The sequence below is a fragment of the Secundilactobacillus muriivasis genome, from assembly GCF_054785195.1.
In genome coordinates, this window is record NZ_BAABMI010000018.1 from 1 (window position 1) to 20,895 (window position 20,895).

A 20,895-nucleotide genomic window follows, 5' to 3' on the forward strand; every position below is an offset into this window, starting at 1 on the left:
AGCGCCTTGAGACGCTGGCAGGTACATAGGCCTTATAGGCCGAGTGCAAACCACCCGTTTTACGGGTGGTTTTGATTTTCTATCGGCTGCGTTATATGAATAACTGATTAAAGCTCACTTGACAATCTCATGATAGGCGATTATGGTAAAGCCTAAACCTAAGCTAACTTAGGCCAGTTGCTAGTTCGTGACAGTCATTGATCCGTTGGGATGGTTAAACTGAGTTAATGACAATAAATCCCATCAATTCACGGCTTTCAGTAGTCAGAATAAGGGGTTCTGGCCTATAATATAGGTAGTAATCGGTTTTCGGGTCCAACCGCAACGTAGAGGACGGCCCCTTTAATTACCAAAGAAATTTAAATTTAAGGTTAATACTTTGCTTTTTGGCTAAAGATTCGTATAATAAAAGTCAACATTAGTCAAAGTAGATTGCTGAGTTGGTGAATGGAGGGATAACGTGCAAAATCAAAATATTTCCGATATTATCGAAAAGTACCTCAAACAGATTCTGTCGGATACGGAGCACGTAGAAATTCGCCGATCTGAGGTTGCGGACCTCTTTAATGTGGTACCTTCTCAGATTAATTACGTGATCAAAACGCGCTTTACATTATCAAATGGGTATTTAGTTGAAAGCAAGCGTGGCGGTGGCGGCTATATTCGAATAGAGAAGGTCAACTTGTTAGATGATACGGACGTGTTGGACTCTTTAATTGAAACGATTGGTGATTCAATTGGGCAACGCGATGGTTACGCTGTCGTGCAGGGTCTTTATGAAAGTGGCGTCATTGGTCGGCGTGAAGCCAACATCATCTTGACGATCATGAATAAGGACACCCTTCAAATGGAAAACCGAGCACAAGAAAACGGCTTACGAGCGCGGATCTTAGTGAGCATCCTAAAGCATTTGCGTTACGAGAGCTAAGAAAGTGAGGAATTGATATGGATAATCTTTTTACCCCAAGTGCGAAGAGCGTATTGGCATTAGCTCAAGAGCAAGCCAAATTTTTCAAGCACCAAGCGGTAGGTACGGAACACTTACTCTTAGCGCTCACGATTGAGAAGAACGGGATCGCCAACAAGGTGTTACAACAGTTCTCAATTAGCGAAGACGATGTGCGTGAAGAAATCGAACGGTTTACCGGTTACGGCACTTTAGGCAACGTTGATAAGGATACTTACCTCCCATATTCACCAAAGGCCAAGGACATGCTGTCCGTTGCTGGTGAAGAGGCAAAGCGAATCGGTGCGACTAAGATTGGTACTGAACACCTATTACTTGCGCTACTGAGTGATGAAACCATCTTATCCTCACGTATTTTAATGAACTTAAACATTGACCTCGGCCAAGCGCGCAAGGTGATCTTGCGGAAGCTCGGCGTTAGTGAAACTCAAGATAAGCGGCGCAACCCACGCGCTCGCAAGCAACAAGGCGGTACCCCAACTCTGGATTCGTTGGCTCGGGATTTGACCCAATTGGCCAAAGATGATCGAATGGATCCAACGGTTGGCCGGAACAAGGAAGTTCGGCGTGTAATTCAGATTTTGAGTCGACGGACCAAGAACAACCCCGTGCTGATTGGCGAACCCGGTGTCGGGAAAACGGCGATTGCTGAAGGGCTTGCTCAACGAATCGTTGCTGGTGACGTTCCAGAAGATATGCAGCAAAAACGGCTGATGGCTCTTGATATGGGGTCGTTGGTTGCTGGGACTAAGTACCGTGGTGAATTCGAAGACCGGTTGAAGAAGGTTATCGAAGAAATTTATAACGATGGCCAAGTCATCCTGTTTATCGACGAATTACACACTTTGATCGGTGCCGGTGGTGCTGAAGGTGCCATTGACGCCTCGAACATCTTGAAACCCGCTCTGGCACGTGGCGAACTCCAAACCATTGGGGCAACCACGTTGGACGAGTATCAAAAATACATCGAATCTGACGCAGCGTTGGAACGTCGGTTTGCAACTGTGCAAGTCGATGAACCAACCGAAGACGAAACGATTGAAATTTTGAAGGGCTTGCGGCCACGTTACGAGGAACACCACCACGCCAACATTTCAGATGAGGCGCTTGAACAAGCCGTTAAGTTATCTACTCGCTACATTACGGATCGCTTCTTACCTGATAAGGCCATTGATCTGATGGATGAAGCAGCCGCTAAGGTGCGAATCAGCCAAATGGATCAACCATCTGCAAAATCTAAGCAAGAAGCGAAGTTAGCTGAATTAGCCGACCAACGCGAAGCTGCCATCTTGGACCAACGGTTTGAAGAAGCCGCTGATTTGAGAGAACAAGAAATTGCGTTGAAAGCGAAGCTCGATAAGAAAGCCAAGAAGAAGGCTGAAAGTGACCAACAGTATGACTTAAACGTCACTGGCGAAGACGTTGCCGAAGTTGTTTCTGACTGGACTGGGGTACCAACGACCCAATTGCAACGGACTGAACAGGAACGTTTGATCAACTTGGAAAACATCTTGCATAAGCGGGTTGTGGGTCAAGAAGAAGCCGTTTCTGCAGTCTCACGGGCAATTCGGCGGGCTCGGAGTGGGTTGAAAGATCCAAACCGGCCAATTGGTTCATTCATGTTCTTAGGCCCGACGGGGGTTGGGAAGACGGAATTGGCCAAGGCACTGGCTGAAGCCATGTTCGGCTCCGAAGATAACATTATTCGGGTTGATATGAGTGAATACATGGAGAAGTACTCAACGAGTCGGTTGATTGGCTCGGCACCAGGGTACGTTGGCTATGACGAAGGTGGCCAATTAACTGAAAAGGTCCGTCAAAAGCCTTACTCAGTCGTTCTCTTTGATGAAGTTGAAAAGGCACATCCAGACGTCTTTAACCTGTTACTGCAAGTGCTTGACGATGGTTACTTGACTGACTCCAAGGGTCGTAAAGTGGACTTCCGAAACACCATTTTGATCATGACCTCTAACTTGGGGGCAACTCGCCTTCGGGACGAAAAGACGGTTGGGTTTGGTGCCGAAGATCATGCCGAAGACTACAAAGCCATGGCAGCCACGATTCGTGAAACCTTGAAGCAATCATTCCGGCCAGAGTTCTTGAACCGGATCGATGAAATCGTGGTCTTCCACGCCCTCGTTAAGAAGGAACTCCACCAAATCGTGAAGTTGATGGCTAAGACGGTGATCAAGCGGATCAGCGATCAAGGTATCAAGGTCAAGGTAACACCAGCAGCTATCGACGTGATTGCCGATGCTGGTTTTGACCCTGAGTATGGTGCACGACCAATTCGTCGAGCCCTCCAAACCAAGATTGAAGACCGGTTGAGCGAAGCCTTGCTCTCTGGCGAAATCAAGGCGGGGAACCAAGTCACGCTTGGTGCAACCAAGGGTGAGATTACCGTGAACGTGAAACAAGAGACTGAAAAGCCGGTTGAGAAGAATCAACCGGTTGGAACTAAGTAAGTTAAATAGATTACAGTAGAAGCAACTTCACTTTGGTGGGGTTGCTTCTTTTGTGTCCAGCGTACACATTGGGTGCGATTGGGGGTGTCGGCTGTTTGTCGTCGCTTTGCTCGCCAAAGCCGCATTAAAAAGCGCTCGTTCAGGCGACAAAATTCGGCGCCGCTTAAACTGTTATTTTCAGGGTTCCTGAAGTTGTAGAAACCTGTCAACCACGCACTTTCTGGCCACCACGCCGAATGGTGCTGCGCGAGACTGAGAGCTGCATGTAGGGGCACTTCGATAAAACCGCCAGGCCCAGGCGCTTTCACCGAAGTGCCCCTACACACCGCTCTCAACCCGTCTCGCTTCGCACACTAACGCTTTGCCGTTTCGTTTACAAGGTTAATATGGTAGACTATTAATCGACAAAAAGTAGTTGGTATGAGAAAGGATCGTTCAATTGAAGCGAGAGGAACAGTTAGCACAGACCCGCCAGGCCATTCTTGATGCAGCGCGGGAATTATTTTTATCCAAGGGGTTCCAAGAAACCTCGACCCGAGACATTGCCAAAGCGGTGGGGATTACCCAACCGGCGCTGTACCATCACTTTGACGATAAAGAAGTGATTTTCTTGCAGGTGATTCAAACGGTAGGGGCGTCGATCAAAGAACGAATCGATGCAATTAATGTCCAACAGACGACGTTATCACCAGAAGATCGGTTAACGCAGATTACGCAGGTGCTGACAGATGCGCATCCGCGTGACATTTTTACGGTGATCCACTCTAGTTTTGCGTATCTAAAACCAGCGCACCAAGGACGACTCGGCATGCTGTTTCAAACGGATTATCTAACGCCGATCACCACGTTCTTTGAAAGTGAAGATGTCACCCTTCGAAAGCCATTGACCGCAACGGAGGCGGCTTCGTTTTATATGACGAGTCTTAGTCCGCTGTTCAGCCGGTTTCACCAAATCGGTGGTTCGGACTTATCGGAAGAGGCCCGCATTCGGTTGTTGTTGGATATGATTTTGCATGGCGTCGTTGATTAAGACCAATTTAGGCGTAATGTGAGCAACAGCCTTGACAAGCACAATTGAAGTGCGTATACTAATCAGCAGTATGGAACTGTGAACTGAAATGATTCGTCACGATCTATTGTCCGCGGCGGGTCTCATAAAAACCAAAAGCAAACAGAATCGGTTTGTTTTTGGATTTTTTTTGCCAAAAAACCGGTTAGAAATCGTTTTCTTTGAAAATGTAATCTAATTGTAATATTTGGATTCAGTTCGCTGAATAAACTGGAGAGGTGAACAACTTGGCAGGACACTTGGTTAAATATGGCAAGCACCGGACCCGACGAAGCTACGCACGGATTAAGGAAGTATTGGATTTACCTAACTTGATCGAAATCCAAAAGAATTCGTACCAATGGTTTCTAGATGAAGGGCTGCGCGAAATGTTCGATGACATTATGCCAATCGAAGATTTCCAAGGGAACCTTTCATTAGAGTTCGTTGATTATCAATTACTAGAACCAAAATATACCGTTGATGAAGCACGAGAACACGATGCAAACTACTCAGCACCACTACACGTCACGTTGCGCTTGACGAACCATGAAACTGGCGAAATCAAGTCACAAGACGTTTTCTTTGGGGATTTCCCACTGATGACGGAACAAGGGACGTTTATTATTAATGGTGCCGAACGGGTTATCGTATCGCAATTAGTTCGTTCCCCTGGTGTTTATTATAATGAAGAAACTGATAAGAACGGTCGGACGGTTTACGGTGCCACTGTGATTCCTAACCGAGGTGCTTGGTTGGAATTCGAAACCGACGCTAAGGGCCTCTCTTACGTTCGTATCGACCGGACGCGGAAGATTCCAATGTCAGAACTTGTTCGGGCATTGGGCTTCGGCTCTGACGATGAAATCATCAAGATGTTCGGTGACAACGACAGCTTGATGGCAACTCTTGAAAAGGATGTTCACAAGAACACCGATGATTCACGAGTTGAAGAAGCGTTGAAGGATATCTACGAACGCTTGCGGCCAGGTGAACCTAAGACCGCTGACTCTTCACGGAGTCTGTTGACCGCGCGTTTCTTTGATCCTAAGCGTTATGACATGGCGCCAGTTGGCCGTTACAAGACGAACAAGAAGTTAGTTTTGAAGAACCGCTTACTGGGCTTGACCTTAGCTGAAACCTTAGCTGATCCTGAGACTGGCGAAGTTTTGGCACAAAAGGGCGATATCTTAGATAAGGATCGTTTGAAGACGTTATCACCTTACTTAGATCGTGACGACTTCAAGACGGTGACTTACACGCCATCTGATGAAGCAGTTGTGACTGAACCAGTTACGTTGCAAACCATCATGGTTGAATCACCAGACGATCCAGAACGTGCTATCCCTGTTATTGGCGATGGCCATATTGATCTCAAATACAAGCACATTACCCCAGCCGACATCTTAGCTGCTGTTAACTACTTCTTCAACTTGCAAGAAGGCGTTGGCAACACTGATGATATCGATCACTTGGGTAACCGTCGGATTCGTTCCGTTGGTGAATTGTTGCAAAACCAATTCCGAATCGGGTTATCTCGGATGGAACGGGTTGTTCGGGAACGGATGTCAATTCAAGACGCCTCAACCGTAACGCCACAACAATTAATCAACATTCGGCCAGTTGTTGCTTCAATCAAGGAATTCTTTGGGTCATCACAACTGTCACAATTCATGGACCAAACCAACCCATTGGGTGAATTAACGCATAAGCGTCGGTTATCTGCCCTTGGACCTGGTGGTTTGACTCGTGACCGTGCCGGTTATGAAGTTCGTGACGTGCACTACACCCACTACGGTCGGATGTGCCCAATCGAAACGCCTGAAGGCCCTAACATTGGGTTGATCAACAGTTTGTCTTCTTACGCTCGGATCAACAAGTATGGCTTTATCGAAACGCCATACCGTCGTGTTTCTTGGGAATCTCACAAGGTTACCGATAAGATCGACTACTTGACCGCTGACGAAGAAGATAACTACGTTGTGGCACAAGCGAACTCACCATTGAACGATGATGGTTCATTTGTGAACGACGTTGTTATGGCACGTGCGAAGTCTGAAAACATCGAAACCGGGATCGACGCTGTCGATTACATGGACGTTTCGCCTAAGCAAGTTGTGTCGGTCGCTACGGCCTGCATTCCTTTCTTGGAAAACGATGACTCTAACCGGGCTTTGATGGGTGCCAACATGATGCGTCAAGCCGTTCCTTTGTTGGATCCTCACTCACCATTAGTTGGGACTGGGATCGAATACAAAGCTGCGCATGACTCTGGTGTTGCCTTGATCAGCAAGCACGATGGGACTGTTGAATACGTTGATGCACGTGAAATCCGTGTTCGTCGTGAAGACGGTGCCTTAGACACTTACAAGTTAATGAAGTTCCAACGTTCTAACGGTGGTAAGAACTACAACCAACGGCCAATCGTTAAAGTGGGCGACCACGTTGATAACGACGAAGTCTTGGCTGATGGGCCATCAATGGAAGATGGCGAATTGGCCTTAGGTCAAAACCCATTAGTTGCCTTCATGACTTGGCAAGGTTACAACTTCGAAGATGCCATTGGGATCAACGAACGCCTTGTTAAGGATGACGTTTACACGTCGATCCATATTGAAGAATACGAATCAGAAGCCCGAGACACGAAGCTCGGACCTGAGGAAATTACGCGTGAAATTCCTAACGTTGGTGAAGATGCCTTGAAGAACCTCGATGAAGAGGGGATTATCCGCATTGGTGCCGAAGTTCATGATGGTGACATCTTAGTTGGTAAGGTAACGCCTAAGGGTGTGACTGAATTATCAGCCGAAGAACGTCTGTTGCACGCAATCTTTGGTGAAAAGGCCCGTGAAGTTCGGGATACGTCACTTAAGGTGCCTCATGGTGGCGGCGGGATCATCCAAAACGTCCGGATTTTCACTCGTGAAAACGGTGATGAATTGTCTCCTGGCGTTAACATGATGGTTCGGGTCTACATCGCTCAAAAGCGTAAGCTGCAAGTCGGTGATAAGATGGCCGGTCGTCATGGGAACAAAGGGACCGTTTCAATCGTGATCCCTCAAGAAGATATGCCTTACATGCCAGATGGTACCCCAATCGATATCATGTTGAGCCCAATGGGTGTGCCTTCTCGGATGAACATCGGGCAAGTGCTCGAAATTCACTTAGGGATGGCTGCTCGTAAGTTAGGTATCCACGTGTCAACCCCTGTCTTTGATGGTGCGCAAGATGAAGATATCTGGGCGGCTGTTAAGGAAGCCGGGATGGCGGACGATGCCAAGACCGTTCTTTACGATGGTCGGACCGGTGAAGCATTTGACAAGCGGGTTGCCGTTGGTGTCATGCACTACATGAAGTTGGCCCACATGGTTGACGACAAGATCCATGCCCGTTCAATCGGACCTTACTCACTGGTTACGCAACAACCACTTGGTGGTAAAGCGCAATTTGGTGGCCAACGGTTTGGTGAAATGGAAGTTTGGGCCCTTGAAGCTTACGGTGCTGCGTACACGTTGCAAGAAATCCTGACTTACAAGTCAGATGACGTGGTTGGTCGTGTGAAGACCTACGAAGCCATCGTTAAGGGCGAACCAATTCCAAAGCCTGGTGTGCCTGAATCCTTCCGTGTGTTAGTGAAGGAATTGCAATCACTTGGGTTGGACATGAAGGTCCTTGGTAGTGACAAGCAAGAAATCGAGTTACGTGACATGGACGAAGAAGATGACGACGTGGTTAACGTTGACGCTTTGAGTAAATTCGCGGAACAACAAAAAGAACAAAACAAAGCCGCTGCCGATGCAAAGCAAGCAGCTGCTAAAACGGATGAAGCTAACGCAAAAGACTAATTAAAGGGAGGTCGATCCTTTGGTCGATGTCAATAAGTTCGAAAGCATGCAAATTGGACTTGCATCGTCTGACAAGATTCGGAGCTGGTCATTTGGTGAAGTTAAGAAGCCAGAAACCATCAACTACCGAACCTTAAAGCCAGAAAAAGACGGACTGTTCGATGAACGTATCTTTGGCCCAACTAAGGACTGGGAATGTGCTTGTGGTAAGTACAAGCGGATCCGGTACAAGGGTGTCGTGTGTGACCGTTGTGGTGTTGAAGTTACGCGTTCTAAAGTTCGTCGTGAACGGATGGGACACATTGAATTAGCAGCACCAGTTACTCACATTTGGTATTTCAAAGGGATTCCTAGCCGGATGGGCTTGGTCCTTGATATGAGCCCTCGCTCATTGGAAGAAATCATCTACTTTGCTTCATACGTGGTTATCGAACCAGGTAACACACCATTGGAAAAGAAGCAGTTGCTTTCTGAACGTGAATACCGTGATAAGAAGGCCGAATACGGTAACGGGTTCAGCGCCGAAATGGGTGCCGAAGCCATCAAGAAGTTGTTACGTGACGTGGATCTTGAAAAAGAAGTCACTGAACTTAAGGAAGAATTGAAGGAAGCTACTGGCCAAAAGCGGACGCGTGCCGTTCGTCGTTTGGACATCTTGGAAGCCTTCCTGACTTCCGGTAACAAGCCGGACTGGATGGTAATGGATACCATTCCAGTTATCCCACCTGATCTCCGGCCAATGGTTCAATTGGAAGGTGGCCGTTTTGCCACTTCTGACTTGAACGACTTGTACCGTCGGGTGATCAACCGTAACAACCGGTTGAAGCGGTTATTGGACTTACACGCCCCAGGCATTATCGTTCAAAACGAAAAGCGGATGTTACAAGAAGCCGTTGATGCTTTGATCGATAATGGTCGTCGTGGCCGTCCAGTTGCTGGTCCTGGTAACCGGCCATTGAAGTCTCTTTCACACATGTTGAAAGGGAAGCAAGGTCGGTTCCGTCAAAACTTGCTGGGTAAGCGTGTCGATTACTCAGGCCGTTCCGTTATTGACGTTGGTCCATCATTACGGATGAACCAAATGGGCTTGCCAGTGCCGATGGCAATGGAATTATTCAAGCCATTTATCATGAAGGAATTGGTTAGCCGTGGGTTAGCTTCTAACATCAAGAACGCTAAGCGTAAGATTGATCGTCAAGACGATGATATCTTTGACGTTTTAGCTGATGTTATCCGTGAACACCCCGTTCTGTTGAACCGGGCCCCTACGCTTCACCGTTTAGGGATTCAAGCGTTCGAACCAGTGTTGGTTAGTGGTAAGGCAATGCGGTTACACCCATTAGCCTGTGAAGCTTACAACGCCGATTTCGATGGGGACCAAATGGCCATTCACGTGCCGCTATCTGATGAAGCACAAGCTGAAGCGCGTTTGCTGATGCTTGCTGCCCACCATATTTTGGCACCTAAGGATGGGAAGCCCGTTGTGGCCCCATCTCAAGATATGGTTATCGGGAACTACTACCTGACTATGGAAGAAGCCGGCCGTGAAGGCGAAGGCATGATCTTCAAGGATAAGGACGAAGCTGTGTTGGCTTACAACAACAACTTAGTTCACTGGCACACCCGTGTCGGGATTCAAACGTCATCCTTAAAGAACAAGCCATTTACCGATGAACAAAAGGGCAAGATTATGGTCACGAGTGTTGGTAAGTTGATCTTTAATGACATCTTACCTAAGTCATTCCCATACTTGAACGAACCAACAACGACGAACTTGAACGGCCACGTGCCGGATAGCTACTTCTTGGAATCAGGCGAAGATATCTTCGATCATTTACGTGATGCTGAAGTTGTTAAGCCATTCAAGAAAGGCTTCTTGAGTGATATCATTGCTGAAGTTTACAAGCAATACAAAGTGACTGAAACGTCACTCTTACTTGACCGGATGAAGGACTTGGGTTACAACGAATCGACCCGTTCTGGCTTAACTGTCGGAATCGTCGACGTGACCGAAGTACCTGATAAGCCACAAATCATCGATGACGCCCACAAACAAGTGGCAACGATCACCAAGCAGTTCCGTCGTGGTTTGATTACCGACCACGAACGTTACGAACGGGTTATCGGGGTTTGGAACGATGCGAAGGATAACTTGCAAGACAAGTTGATCCATAACTTCGAACAACAAAACCCAATCTTCATGATGAGTGACTCCGGTGCTCGTGGGAACATCTCTAACTTTACGCAACTTGCCGGGATGCGTGGTTTGATGGCTGCGCCTAACGGGGCAATCATGGAATTGCCAATCACCGCAAACTTCCGTGAAGGGCTCTCTGTTTTGGAAATGTTTATCTCGACCCACGGTGCCCGTAAAGGGATGACCGATACGGCCTTGAAGACTGCCAACTCAGGTTACCTGACTCGTCGTTTGGTCGATGTGGCGCAAGACGTTATTGTGCGTGAAGAAGACTGTGGTACCGATCGTGGTTTGACGATCAGTGCAATCAAGAACGGTAACGAAATGATCGAACCATTGTACGACCGGATCCTTGGCCGTTACACGATGAAGTCGATCTACGACCCAGAGACTGGTGATTTGATCATCGGCCGTAACCAAATGATCGATGAAGACATTGCTCAAAAGGTTATCGATGCCGGTGTTGAAACCGTCACGATTCGTTCGGTCTTCACTTGTAACACCGCCCACGGGGTATGTGAACACTGTTACGGTCGGAACGTTGCCACTGGCGATCCAGTTGAAATTGGCGAAGCAGCCGGTACGGTTGCCGCTCAATCAATCGGTGAACCTGGTACGCAATTGACCATGCGTAACTTCCATACCGGTGGTGTTGCCGGTAACGCCGATATCACCCAAGGGCTTCCTCGTATTCAAGAAATTTTTGAATCTCGGAACCCTAAAGGTAAAGCTGAGATTACGGAAGTTACTGGGACGGTTGAATCAATCGAAGAAAACCCAGCTGAACGGACGACTGAAATCACCATTAAGGGTGAAGCTGATACTCGGAGCTATACGTTACCGATTACCGCTCGTCTTAAGGTGACTGAAGGCGACTTTGTCCACCGTGGCGCTGCGTTGAACGAAGGGTCTGTTGATCCTAAGGAATTGATTCGCGTTCGTGACGTCTTATCTACTGAAAACTACCTACTCCACGAAGTCCAAAAGGTCTACCGGATGCAAGGTATTTCCATCTTGGATAAGCACGTTGAGATCATTGTTCGTCAAATGCTTCGTAAGGTTCGGGTCATGGATCCGGGCGATACGGACGTCTTACCTGGGACGTTGCTGGATATTAAGGACTTCAAGGAACATAACTACCAGACCTTGGTTTCTGGTGGGATTCCTGCGACTGCCCGTCCAGTTATCTTAGGGATTACCAAGGCTGCCCTTGAAACCAACAGTTTCTTGTCAGCTGCGTCATTCCAAGAAACCACGCGTGTCTTAACTGATGCTGCGATCCGTGGTAAGAACGATCCTCTGATCGGTCTGAAAGAAAATGTTATCATTGGGAAGATTATTCCAGCTGGTACCGGGATGCCGGACTACCGGAAGATCAAGCCTAAGGAAGTTGGCGGCTCTGCCACTGATGGCGTCTATTCAATCAATGAATTGGAACGTCGGATGAAGGAAGAAGAAGCTAAGTAAACATTTAGAAAAGGCTCGAAAGTCGGTTGGCTTTCGGGCCTTTTTGCGTCCATAATTGGTTTTGTAGAAGAGAGACTTAGTGCGGAGGGGATGCAGCATCAAATCAGAAAAATTATTAAAAATGATTTATATCCTGTTAGATCATGATCAAGTGACAGCCGAACAATTAGCCGAACAGTTAGCCGTTTCGGTGCGAACGATTTATCGTTACATTGATACCTTGAGTGCTGCTGGCATTCCAGTCTACACGTCGCATGGTAGAAACGGTGGGGTTTCATTATTGCCAGAGTTTAAAATCAGTAAAGCGCTGGTGAATAAGGATGAGCAGATCGATATCTTAACGTCGTTGAAGAATATGCGAGATTTAGATGTTCAAGATGATCAAACGTTGACTAAGTTATCGGCCATTTTTCAGCAGGTACCGGTTGACTGGTTGAAGATTGACCCAACGGCTTGGCGGAAAGACGATGCGCAAGAAGTGATTCTTGCACAATTAAGGTCGGCAATTCTCAATCACCAGTTTGTTAGTTTTCAGTATCTGAACGCCAAAAATGAGGTTTCTAATCGTGAAGTTTACCCGTTTCAGGTGGTGTTCAAGAATAATGCGTGGTATCTGACGGGTTATTCAATTGAACGCAAAGCGACTCGCAGCTTTAAATTGACCAGATTGAGTGACCTAAAAGGCGAACAAACGGACCATCCGGAAGTAACCGGTCAACCGTGGTTAACTGAATCAACGGTGCAATCGACCCCAGTGGCGCAAATTCAGGTGAGGTTGCGTTTGGCGGAGCGGTTAAAGTACCGAGTTTTTGAGGCGTTTCCGAAATCGGATATCAACCAAAACAAGTCGGGCGAGTTTGAAGTTGTAACAATGGTTAATGAAGGTGACTGGCTAGTGACCTACTTATTGTCATTTGGGAGCGGGTTGACGGTCTTGGCGCCTCAATCGTTAAGGGATCAATTGCGAAGTGAAGTTCAAAAAATTTTGGCGAATTATTAAAAGCTGACAGTCCCTGTCAGGTAAAACCCTGTATGATTCAGTCATCGGGTTGAGGCGGATGTGCTAGCAGGACGAAACGGTTGTTGTCGGGCTGTTAAGCAATGCCTCAATCTGATGATCAATATTGAAAGCAGGTAGATACAATGACAACTTATCCAGATGGCTATAACCAATATTCAATCTATTTTTTGAATCTCATGATGCAGGGCCTACAGGACCACGTTGACGCAAATTCATTTTGGGAGGCAATTTCAGACGAGACCACGTTCACGTTCCATTACCATTTTCCGGGATTCCCACATCAAATGACGAAAGCAGCGTACAAAACGTGGTTTGAAGCCTACGATGCACCGGAAACGGGCGCCGAATTCGCTAATATCTACAGAGACACTACTGCAGGCGTGACGACGTTGATCATGGATTACGCCGTTCATTACAAACAGGGACCAGATATGAATTTTTTGTCAATCGTTAAAATTCAAAATCAGCAAGTGATCAAATGGGATGATTACTTGGATACGGCCAAGCTGAATTAGGTTGAAGATTTGATGATTAGCTAGCATGTCGGCATATATTAAATGAAGCAAAAGACTGCCATAGTTTTACCACCAGAGTTTGGCGATGAAACCATGGCAGTCTTTTTGCGTTCTGTTTCAAAATGAGATTAAGTCAACCAGGAGCACTGTTAAATAACCAACAGTTAAAAACGGAATAAATGGTAATTGTCGCCGTTCGCTGATCATCCCGAATAATAGGGCGGTGCAACTAGCGATCAATAGTAGCCAAGCAAGGTGGTAAAGGTTAAATAAAATTGCGAAACTTAAGCCCAGATCCACATCACCCGCACCAAAGTAGTGGTTGGTATCAGGAACCAGCTGAAAAAGTAACCAGCAGGCGATTAAACCACCATGCCACCAGGTGAAAGTGGTCAAATGCGTTAAACTCGCTAACAACATAATCAGATAGAAATAAACACTTGGCACACGCATTGTTTGCCAGTCGTGCAGACTCATCCAAAGTACTAAGCCACCAATTAGTGTTGTGCAGGTCGCTATTAGGTTCGGCTGCCAAGTGATCGCTAGTACGCCGAAGTAACCTTCAATGATTAAGGTACTTGGGGGGATGGTGGCGCGGCAATTGCGACAATGACCGCGGAGGACGAGATAAGAGATGATCGGAATCAAATCAAACCAACTTAATTGGTGATGGCAATGGTCACAGTAGGAGCGAGCAGGCGTCAGACAAGTTTGGCCGACCTGAATGCGACAAAAAGTGGCGTACAAAAATGAACCGATGATCGTGCCGATAATAAGTTGTGTGAATAAAACCATGATGGCCTCCTTTCGGCTAACTACGTGCGCAATATGGGATGTGTTTTTACGGATGAAAGGGACCTAAGTCAACGTAACGTTAACCAGTATGAATTCAGAAGTTATCGTTGACAGTCCCAAATTGCCATGGTATTATTTTAAAGGTGCTTTTTGTAGACCGGTTTCTGCTACGCAGACATGCTGACGGAAAACATAGCACGACTTATACGTGCATCTGGCTTTTATTTTTACCCAAAAATGAATCACCTGGATGTGTGGACTTAAAATCTAAATTAGACAAAAGGAAGGAGGACTCTTAGATGCCTACAATCAACCAATTGGTTCGTAAAGGTCGTAAATCTAGAAGTTCTAAATCAAATGCCCCAGCTTTGAACTATGGGTATAACAGTTACAAGAAGAAGCAAGTGAACAATCCTGCACCCCAAAAGCGTGGTGTGGCTACCCGTGTCGGTACGATGACACCAAAGAAGCCTAACTCTGCTTTGCGGAAGTACGCTCGTGTTCGTTTGTCGAACTTGATCGAAGTGACGGCCTACATTCCTGGTATCGGTCACAACTTGCAAGAACATAGTGTTGTTTTAATTCGTGGTGGTCGTGTTAAGGATTTACCTGGGGTACGTTACCACATCATCCGTGGTGCTTTAGATACCGCCGGTGTTGACGATCGTCGCCAAAGCCGTTCTAAGTACGGTACAAAGAAGCCTAAGGCTTAAGATAATACTAAGTTCCAACAAGGAGGATATTAAGTAATGCCAAGAAAAGGAAACGTCCAAAAACGTGAAGTCCTTCCTGATCCAATCTACAACTCAAAGATGGTTACTCGTTTGATTAACCGCTTGATGTTAGATGGTAAGCGAGGCACTGCATCACAAATTTTATATGGTGCATTTGATTTAATTAAGACTGAAACTGGCAACGATCCAGTTGAAGTATTTGACGAAGCAATGAAGAATGTTATGCCTGTTCTGGAAGTTAAGGCTCGTCGTGTTGGTGGTTCTAACTACCAAGTTCCGATCGAAGTTCGTCCAGATCGTCGTTCAACTTTAGGCCTTCGTTGGCTTGTTCAATACTCACGTTCACGTGGGGAACACACAATGACTGAACGTCTTGCACGTGAAATCATGGATGCTGCCAACAACACTGGTGCATCAGTTAAGAAGCGTGAAGATACGCACAAAATGGCCGACGCCAACCGTGCATTTGCTCACTACCGCTGGTAATCAGCAAATTGTCTCGCTGTCAGCACCGATTGTGGTGGACAACGCCGCATAGTTAAATTGATGTTGATAGTGATTGTTTGGGATGGCTAAATTAAGACCTTAATATAGCCATCCCTTTTTTTATAAAAATGTGATTAAACTGAGAGGAGTTACAGATTTAACATGGCTAATACACGAGCTTTTCCACTAGAAAAGACCCGTAACATCGGGATCATGGCCCATATCGATGCTGGTAAGACTACCACGACTGAACGGATCTTGTACTATACTGGTAAGATTCACAAAATTGGTGAAACCCATGATGGTGCTTCACAAATGGACTGGATGGAACAAGAACAAGAACGTGGGATCACGATCACTTCCGCAGCCACTACGGCCGAATGGAAGGGTCACCGGATCAACATCATTGATACCCCAGGACACGTGGACTTCACTGTCGAAGTTGAACGTTCATTGCGTGTTTTGGATGGTGCCATTGCCGTTTTGGATGCCCAAGCCGGTGTTGAACCCCAAACCGAAACTGTTTGGCGTCAAGCTTCTGACTACGACGTTCCCCGTATCGTCTTTGTTAACAAGATGGACAAATTGGGTGCTGATTTTGATTTCTCAGTTAACTCAATCAAGGAACGTCTCCAAGCTAACGCTTTAGCAATCCAAATGCCTATTGGTGCCGAAGACGACTTCGAAGGAATCATCGACTTGATCGAAATGAAAGCCGATATCTACGACGAAGATGAATTAGGTGCTGAATGGGATACGGTTGATATTCCTGATGAATACAAGGAAGAAGCTCAAAAGCGTCGCGATACGATGATCGAAGAATTGGCCGACGTTGATGACAGCATTATGGAAAAGTACCTTGAAGGTGAAGAAATTTCCATTCCTGAAATCAAAGCAGCTATCCGTAAAGCAACCTTGAACCTTGAATTATTCCCAGTTCTTGCTGGTTCTGCCTTCAAGAACAAGGGTGTTCAAATGTTGATGGATGCTACGGTTGACTTCTTGCCATCACCATTAGACGTTAAGCCTTACAAGGCTACTAACCCTGATACTGATGAAGAAGTTGAATTGAAGGCTAACGACGATGCACCATTCGCCGCTTTGGCATTCAAGATTGCTACCGACCCATTCGTTGGTCGTTTGACGTTTATCCGGGTTTACCAAGGTACTTTGGAATCTGGTTCATACGTCTTGAACTCAACGAAGGACAAGCGTGAACGTGTTGGTCGTTTACTTCAAATGCACTCAAATCACCGTCAAGAAATCCCAGAAGTCTTCTCTGGCGATATCGCTGCGGCCATTGGTTTGAAGAACACCACTACTGGTGATTCATTGACCGATGTTGATCACCCATTGCACTTGGAATCAATGGAATTCCCTGAACCAGTTATTCAGGTTGCCGTTGAACCTAAGACGAAGGCTGACCAAGATAAGATGAACAACGCCTTACAAAAGCTTTCTGAAGAAGATCCTACTTTCCGGGCCGAAACTAACCCTGAAACTGGTGAAACTTTGATCGCCGGGATGGGTGAACTTCACTTGGACATCATCATCGACCGGATGAAGCGTGAATTCAAGGTTGAAGCAACTGTTGGTGCACCTCAAGTTTCATACCGTGAAGCCTTCACTAAGCAAACTTCCGCACAAGGTAAGTTTGTTCGCCAATCTGGTGGTAAAGGTCAATATGGTGATGTTTGGATCGAATTTACTCCTAACGAAGAGGGTAAAGGGTTCGAATTCGAAGACGCTATCGTTGGTGGGGTTGTTCCTCGTGAATACATCGCATCAGTTGAACAAGGTGTTAAGGAATCAATGGAAAATGGTGTTCTTGCCGGCTACCCATTGATTGACTTGAAGGCCAAGTTATATGATGGTAGTTACCATGAAGTCGATTCTAGTGAAGCTGCCTTTAAGGTTGCCGCTTCGATCGCTTTACGTAACGCTTCGAAGACTGCCGCACCAGTTATCTTGGAACCAATCATGAAGGTCGACATCCTTGTACCAGAAGAGTACATGGGCGATATCATGGGCCAAGTTACTGCACGTCGTGGTCGTGTTGACGGGATGGAAGCACGTGGGAACGCACAAATGATTCACTCATTCGTGCCATTGGCCGAAATGTTCGGTTATGCCACTACTCTTCGTTCTGCATCACAAGGCCGTGGTACTTTCACCATGACTTTCGATCACTACGAAGCTGTTCCAAAGTCTATTCAAGAAGAAATCATCAAGAAGAACGGTGGCAACCCAGCCTAACCGAATCTTCACTAAAAGAGTCTCCGCTTGCGGAGGCTCTTTTTTGTGTCTATTACACTGTCGTTTGTGTCCAACGTAAGCATTCTGCTGCTCAGTTTGTGAAGTGCGATGATTTGCGTGGACTTACGATTCCGGTAAGCGACTAGGTTCCTGCTGTGGGGCCGGCCTGAGCCGAAGGGCGGTCTCAGACCTCGAAGTTAAGCCTCGCCACAACCCACGCGAGTCTTAACTTCGTCCCCGATAATTGGCGGTTGTTGGAGGTTCATCAACAACCGCCAATTATCGCGACACAGCATCCACCTAGTCGCCTACCTCCATCTCACATTGCGCAATTCGGTACTATTGTAGATCATCTCAAGTGCTTAATTGCACGGTTTTCGCAGTATTGCAACGACAGAATTAATCATCAGTCAACGCTTCAGAATCGCAGCAGAAGTCTGAATGGCAACGTAACTGCATTAAGTTCACGTGAGCGCATGACTGGCTGATTTAGTTCTGCACAATCTTTGACCCGTTGCAGTTGCTGAATATTGACCATGATTGTTTCTACAGTTGTTGAGTTACCATCCAACGTAGTTGTCACGTAGTTTCGTTAACTTCAGAATGTGACATTTGGCAGTTTTGTTACCGACAGCGCACCATGTGGCGGGAGGCGGAGGCGCGCGGGGCTCAGCAGTGTCGGTATGACTTAAGCAGTCGTGCCCCGTGGGGTTCGGGGTGCGAGTGCTTTAGTCATACGCCAGTCCGGAGAGATCCGGCATGGGCGGTTTTTGCCCATTCCTAGCTCGTAGGCTGGCCACTGCGTTCCAGTCCCCGCATAGCGCCGGAGCCTCCCGCGGCATCCTCCCAATATAGAAGACCAGAATCACCGAACTTCACAAACTAAACACACTTACGCTGAACACAAACGTAAGACTAAACATTGAATTAACAAAATCATTAAATTATGGCAAAACTCTCAATTAACTCTGTTAGAACACTGATAGTTGTGTTAAAATTCAATTAAATTATAATTATTTTTACAATAACTGTAATTGAAAAAATACATATTTATATACGCGCGGTGTTAACCGAGTCGAAAGATTCTGGACCCAGCGCGCCCCGCGTTGGCCTCAACCTGCTGATAAGGTTGGTATTTAACGCCGCAAACGTGTTTTGTAAGGGGCAGGTAAACAATACCGCACGTTTGATGCAATTAATTAATACACGCGGCAATTCAGACAGACTACCAGTTGGATAAGTGGTGATCAGTGCACTGCCATCATCGTCTGGTGACATGAGAGCGCCGGCGTACGAATTACGCACCACGTGTATTTAACTATGTTTTGGAAGGAGCGCTTCAAATGGCAAAAGATCTTAGAATCAATAGCCACGTATACGATGGCATCGTGAAAGCCCCGAACCGGGCGATGATGCGGGCAACCGGGATGAAGGATGACGACTTCAAGAAACCCATCGTTGGTGTGGTTAGTACTTGGGCTGAAAACACCCCCTGTAACATTCACCTTCGTGGGTTAGGGGACACGGTTGAAGAGGGGGTCAAAGCCGATGGTGGCTGGCCCGTTCAATTTGGTGCGCCAACTGTTTCAGATGGGATTTCAATGGGGACCCAAGGGATGCGGTTCTCATTACCGTCTCGTGACGTAATCGCCGATTCAATGGAAGTTTCCATCATGGGACACAACTGTGACGCCTTCGTTGCCGTTGGTGGCTGTGATAAGAACATGCCTGGTAGTGTGATTGCCATGGCAAACGCCGATGTGCCATCAATCTTCGTTTATGGTGGGACGATCTTACCTGGGAACTTAGATGGTAAGGATATCGACTTGGTTTCCGTATTCGAAGCGGTTGGTCAATGGAACGATGGTAAGATTTCATCTGATGAAGTGTCTGCTATCGAATGTAACGCTTGTCCTGGACCTGGTGCTTGTGGTGGGATGTACACTGCCAACACGATGGCTTCTGCAATTGAAGCTTTAGGTATGAGCTTACCAGGCTCAGCCTCACACCCTGCTGTCACGGAATTGAAGAAGCAGGATTGCGAAAAGGCTGGGAAAGCCGTTTTGAAGTTGATTGAAAATGACATTCGGCCACATGACATCTTAACTCGAGAAGCATTTGAAAATGCCATTACCGTCGTCATGGCCTTGGGCGGATCAACGAACTCTGTGTTGCACTTATTGGCAATTGCGCACGCTGCAAACGTTGATTTGACCATCGAAGACTTCAACACGTTCCAAAAGAAAGTGCCTCACTTGGCTGACTTGAAGCCTAGTGGCCAGTACGTCATGAAGGACCTCTTTGACGTTGGTGGTGTTTCAGCAGTTATGAAATACCTCTTGTCAAAGGGCATGCTTCACGGCGACTGCTTAACCGTTACTGGTAAGACGTTAGCTGAAAACTTGGCTGGCGAACCAGACTTGAAGCCTGGTCAAAAGATCATCGCGCCATTGGAGAACCCACGTCGGGCTGATGGCCCACTGATCATCTTGAAGGGGAACCTGTCCACTGAAGGGGCTGTCTGCAAGGTATCTGGGTTGAAGGCGCGTCGTCACGAAGGTCCCGCCAAGGTCTTCAACAATGAAGAAGATGCCGTTGACGCCGTATTGGCTGATGAAGTCGTTCCTGGCGACGTTGTCGTTGTCCGGTTCGTTGGTCCTAAGGGTGGCCCTGGGATGCCAGAAATGCTGTCTCTGTCAGGTCTGTTAGTTGGGAAGGGCCAAGGCGAAAGCGTAGCCTTGCTGACTGATGGCCGGTTCTCTGGCGGGAGTCACGGGTTCGTGGTTGGTCATATCGCCCCTGAAGCGCAGGATGGTGGCAACATCGCCTTGCTGCAAGACGGTGACATTGTTGTGATCGACCAAGATACGCGTGAGTTGACCATGAAAGTTTCTGACGAGGAATTAGCTAAACGTCGGGCTAAGTTGGTCTTACCACCACTTTACTCACGCGGGGTCCTTGGTAAGTATGCGCACTTAGTTTCTAGCGCTGCTAAAGGGGCAACTACTGATTTTTGGAAAAAAGATGAACAATAAACTGATAGTATGACGCTACCAAGCCAGAGTAATCTGGTTTGGCTACATAATAGATAGGAAAGGT

General features: G+C 46.9%; 12 protein-coding genes. 11 read left to right on the forward strand and 1 reads right to left on the reverse strand.

The window, feature by feature from the left end; genetic code table 11:
- The first annotated feature begins 460 nt into the window (after positions 1-460).
- From ACYVR3_RS04935 to ACYVR3_RS04965, 7 genes are all read left to right on the forward strand, one after another.
- Positions 461-928, forward strand: a complete 468-nt coding sequence (locus ACYVR3_RS04935; protein WP_054734076.1) for a CtsR family transcriptional regulator — start codon at positions 461-463, stop codon at positions 926-928.
- Positions 929-945: 17 nt separating this feature from the next.
- Positions 946-3,432 carry an ATP-dependent Clp protease ATP-binding subunit gene (locus ACYVR3_RS04940; RefSeq protein ID WP_461243346.1) on the forward strand — a complete coding sequence of 829 codons (2,487 nt, stop codon included), beginning with the start codon at positions 946-948 and terminating at the stop codon, positions 3,430-3,432.
- Positions 3,433-3,871: 439 nt separating this feature from the next.
- Positions 3,872-4,462 carry a TetR/AcrR family transcriptional regulator gene (locus ACYVR3_RS04945; protein ID WP_461243347.1) on the forward strand — a complete coding sequence of 197 codons (591 nt, stop codon included), beginning with the start codon at positions 3,872-3,874 and terminating at the stop codon, positions 4,460-4,462.
- A gap of 257 nt (positions 4,463-4,719) precedes the next feature.
- Positions 4,720-8,325, forward strand: a complete 3,606-nt coding sequence (gene rpoB, locus ACYVR3_RS04950; protein ID WP_057151908.1) for a DNA-directed RNA polymerase subunit beta — start codon at positions 4,720-4,722, stop codon at positions 8,323-8,325.
- 19 nt (positions 8,326-8,344) lie between these two features.
- Positions 8,345-11,989, forward strand: coding sequence for a DNA-directed RNA polymerase subunit beta' (rpoC, locus tag ACYVR3_RS04955; protein ID WP_461243348.1), 3,645 nt, complete (start codon positions 8,345-8,347; stop codon positions 11,987-11,989).
- Positions 11,990-12,110: 121 nt separating this feature from the next.
- Positions 12,111-12,989, forward strand: a complete 879-nt coding sequence (locus ACYVR3_RS04960; protein WP_461243349.1) for a helix-turn-helix transcriptional regulator — start codon at positions 12,111-12,113, stop codon at positions 12,987-12,989.
- A 143-nt stretch (positions 12,990-13,132) separates the two neighbouring features.
- Entirely contained in the window at positions 13,133-13,525 is a 393-nt protein-coding gene (locus ACYVR3_RS04965) for a hypothetical protein (protein WP_461243350.1), read from the forward strand.
- Positions 13,526-13,642: 117 nt separating this feature from the next.
- On the opposite strand, the gene ACYVR3_RS04970 is transcribed toward ACYVR3_RS04965, so the two are convergent.
- Entirely contained in the window at positions 13,643-14,320 is a 678-nt protein-coding gene (locus ACYVR3_RS04970; protein WP_461243351.1) for a prepilin peptidase, read from the reverse strand.
- Between the two features lie 299 nt (positions 14,321-14,619).
- Between ACYVR3_RS04970 and rpsL the strand changes: the two genes are divergently transcribed.
- The 4 genes from rpsL to ilvD all read left to right on the forward strand — a co-directional run bounded on the left by rpsL (position 14,620) and on the right by ilvD (position 20,831).
- Positions 14,620-15,033, forward strand: a complete 414-nt coding sequence (rpsL, locus tag ACYVR3_RS04975; RefSeq protein ID WP_054734059.1) for a 30S ribosomal protein S12 — start codon at positions 14,620-14,622, stop codon at positions 15,031-15,033.
- A 36-nt stretch (positions 15,034-15,069) separates the two neighbouring features.
- Positions 15,070-15,540 carry a 30S ribosomal protein S7 gene (gene rpsG, locus ACYVR3_RS04980; protein ID WP_054734056.1) on the forward strand — a complete coding sequence of 157 codons (471 nt, stop codon included), beginning with the start codon at positions 15,070-15,072 and terminating at the stop codon, positions 15,538-15,540.
- Positions 15,541-15,702: 162 nt separating this feature from the next.
- A complete protein-coding gene (fusA, locus tag ACYVR3_RS04985; protein WP_461243352.1) occupies positions 15,703-17,796 on the forward strand; it encodes an elongation factor G in 2,094 nt (697 codons plus the stop codon).
- A 1,343-nt stretch (positions 17,797-19,139) separates the two neighbouring features.
- Entirely contained in the window at positions 19,140-20,831 is a 1,692-nt protein-coding gene (gene ilvD, locus ACYVR3_RS04990) for a dihydroxy-acid dehydratase (protein ID WP_054734053.1), read from the forward strand.
- Positions 20,832-20,895 lie beyond the last annotated feature (64 nt).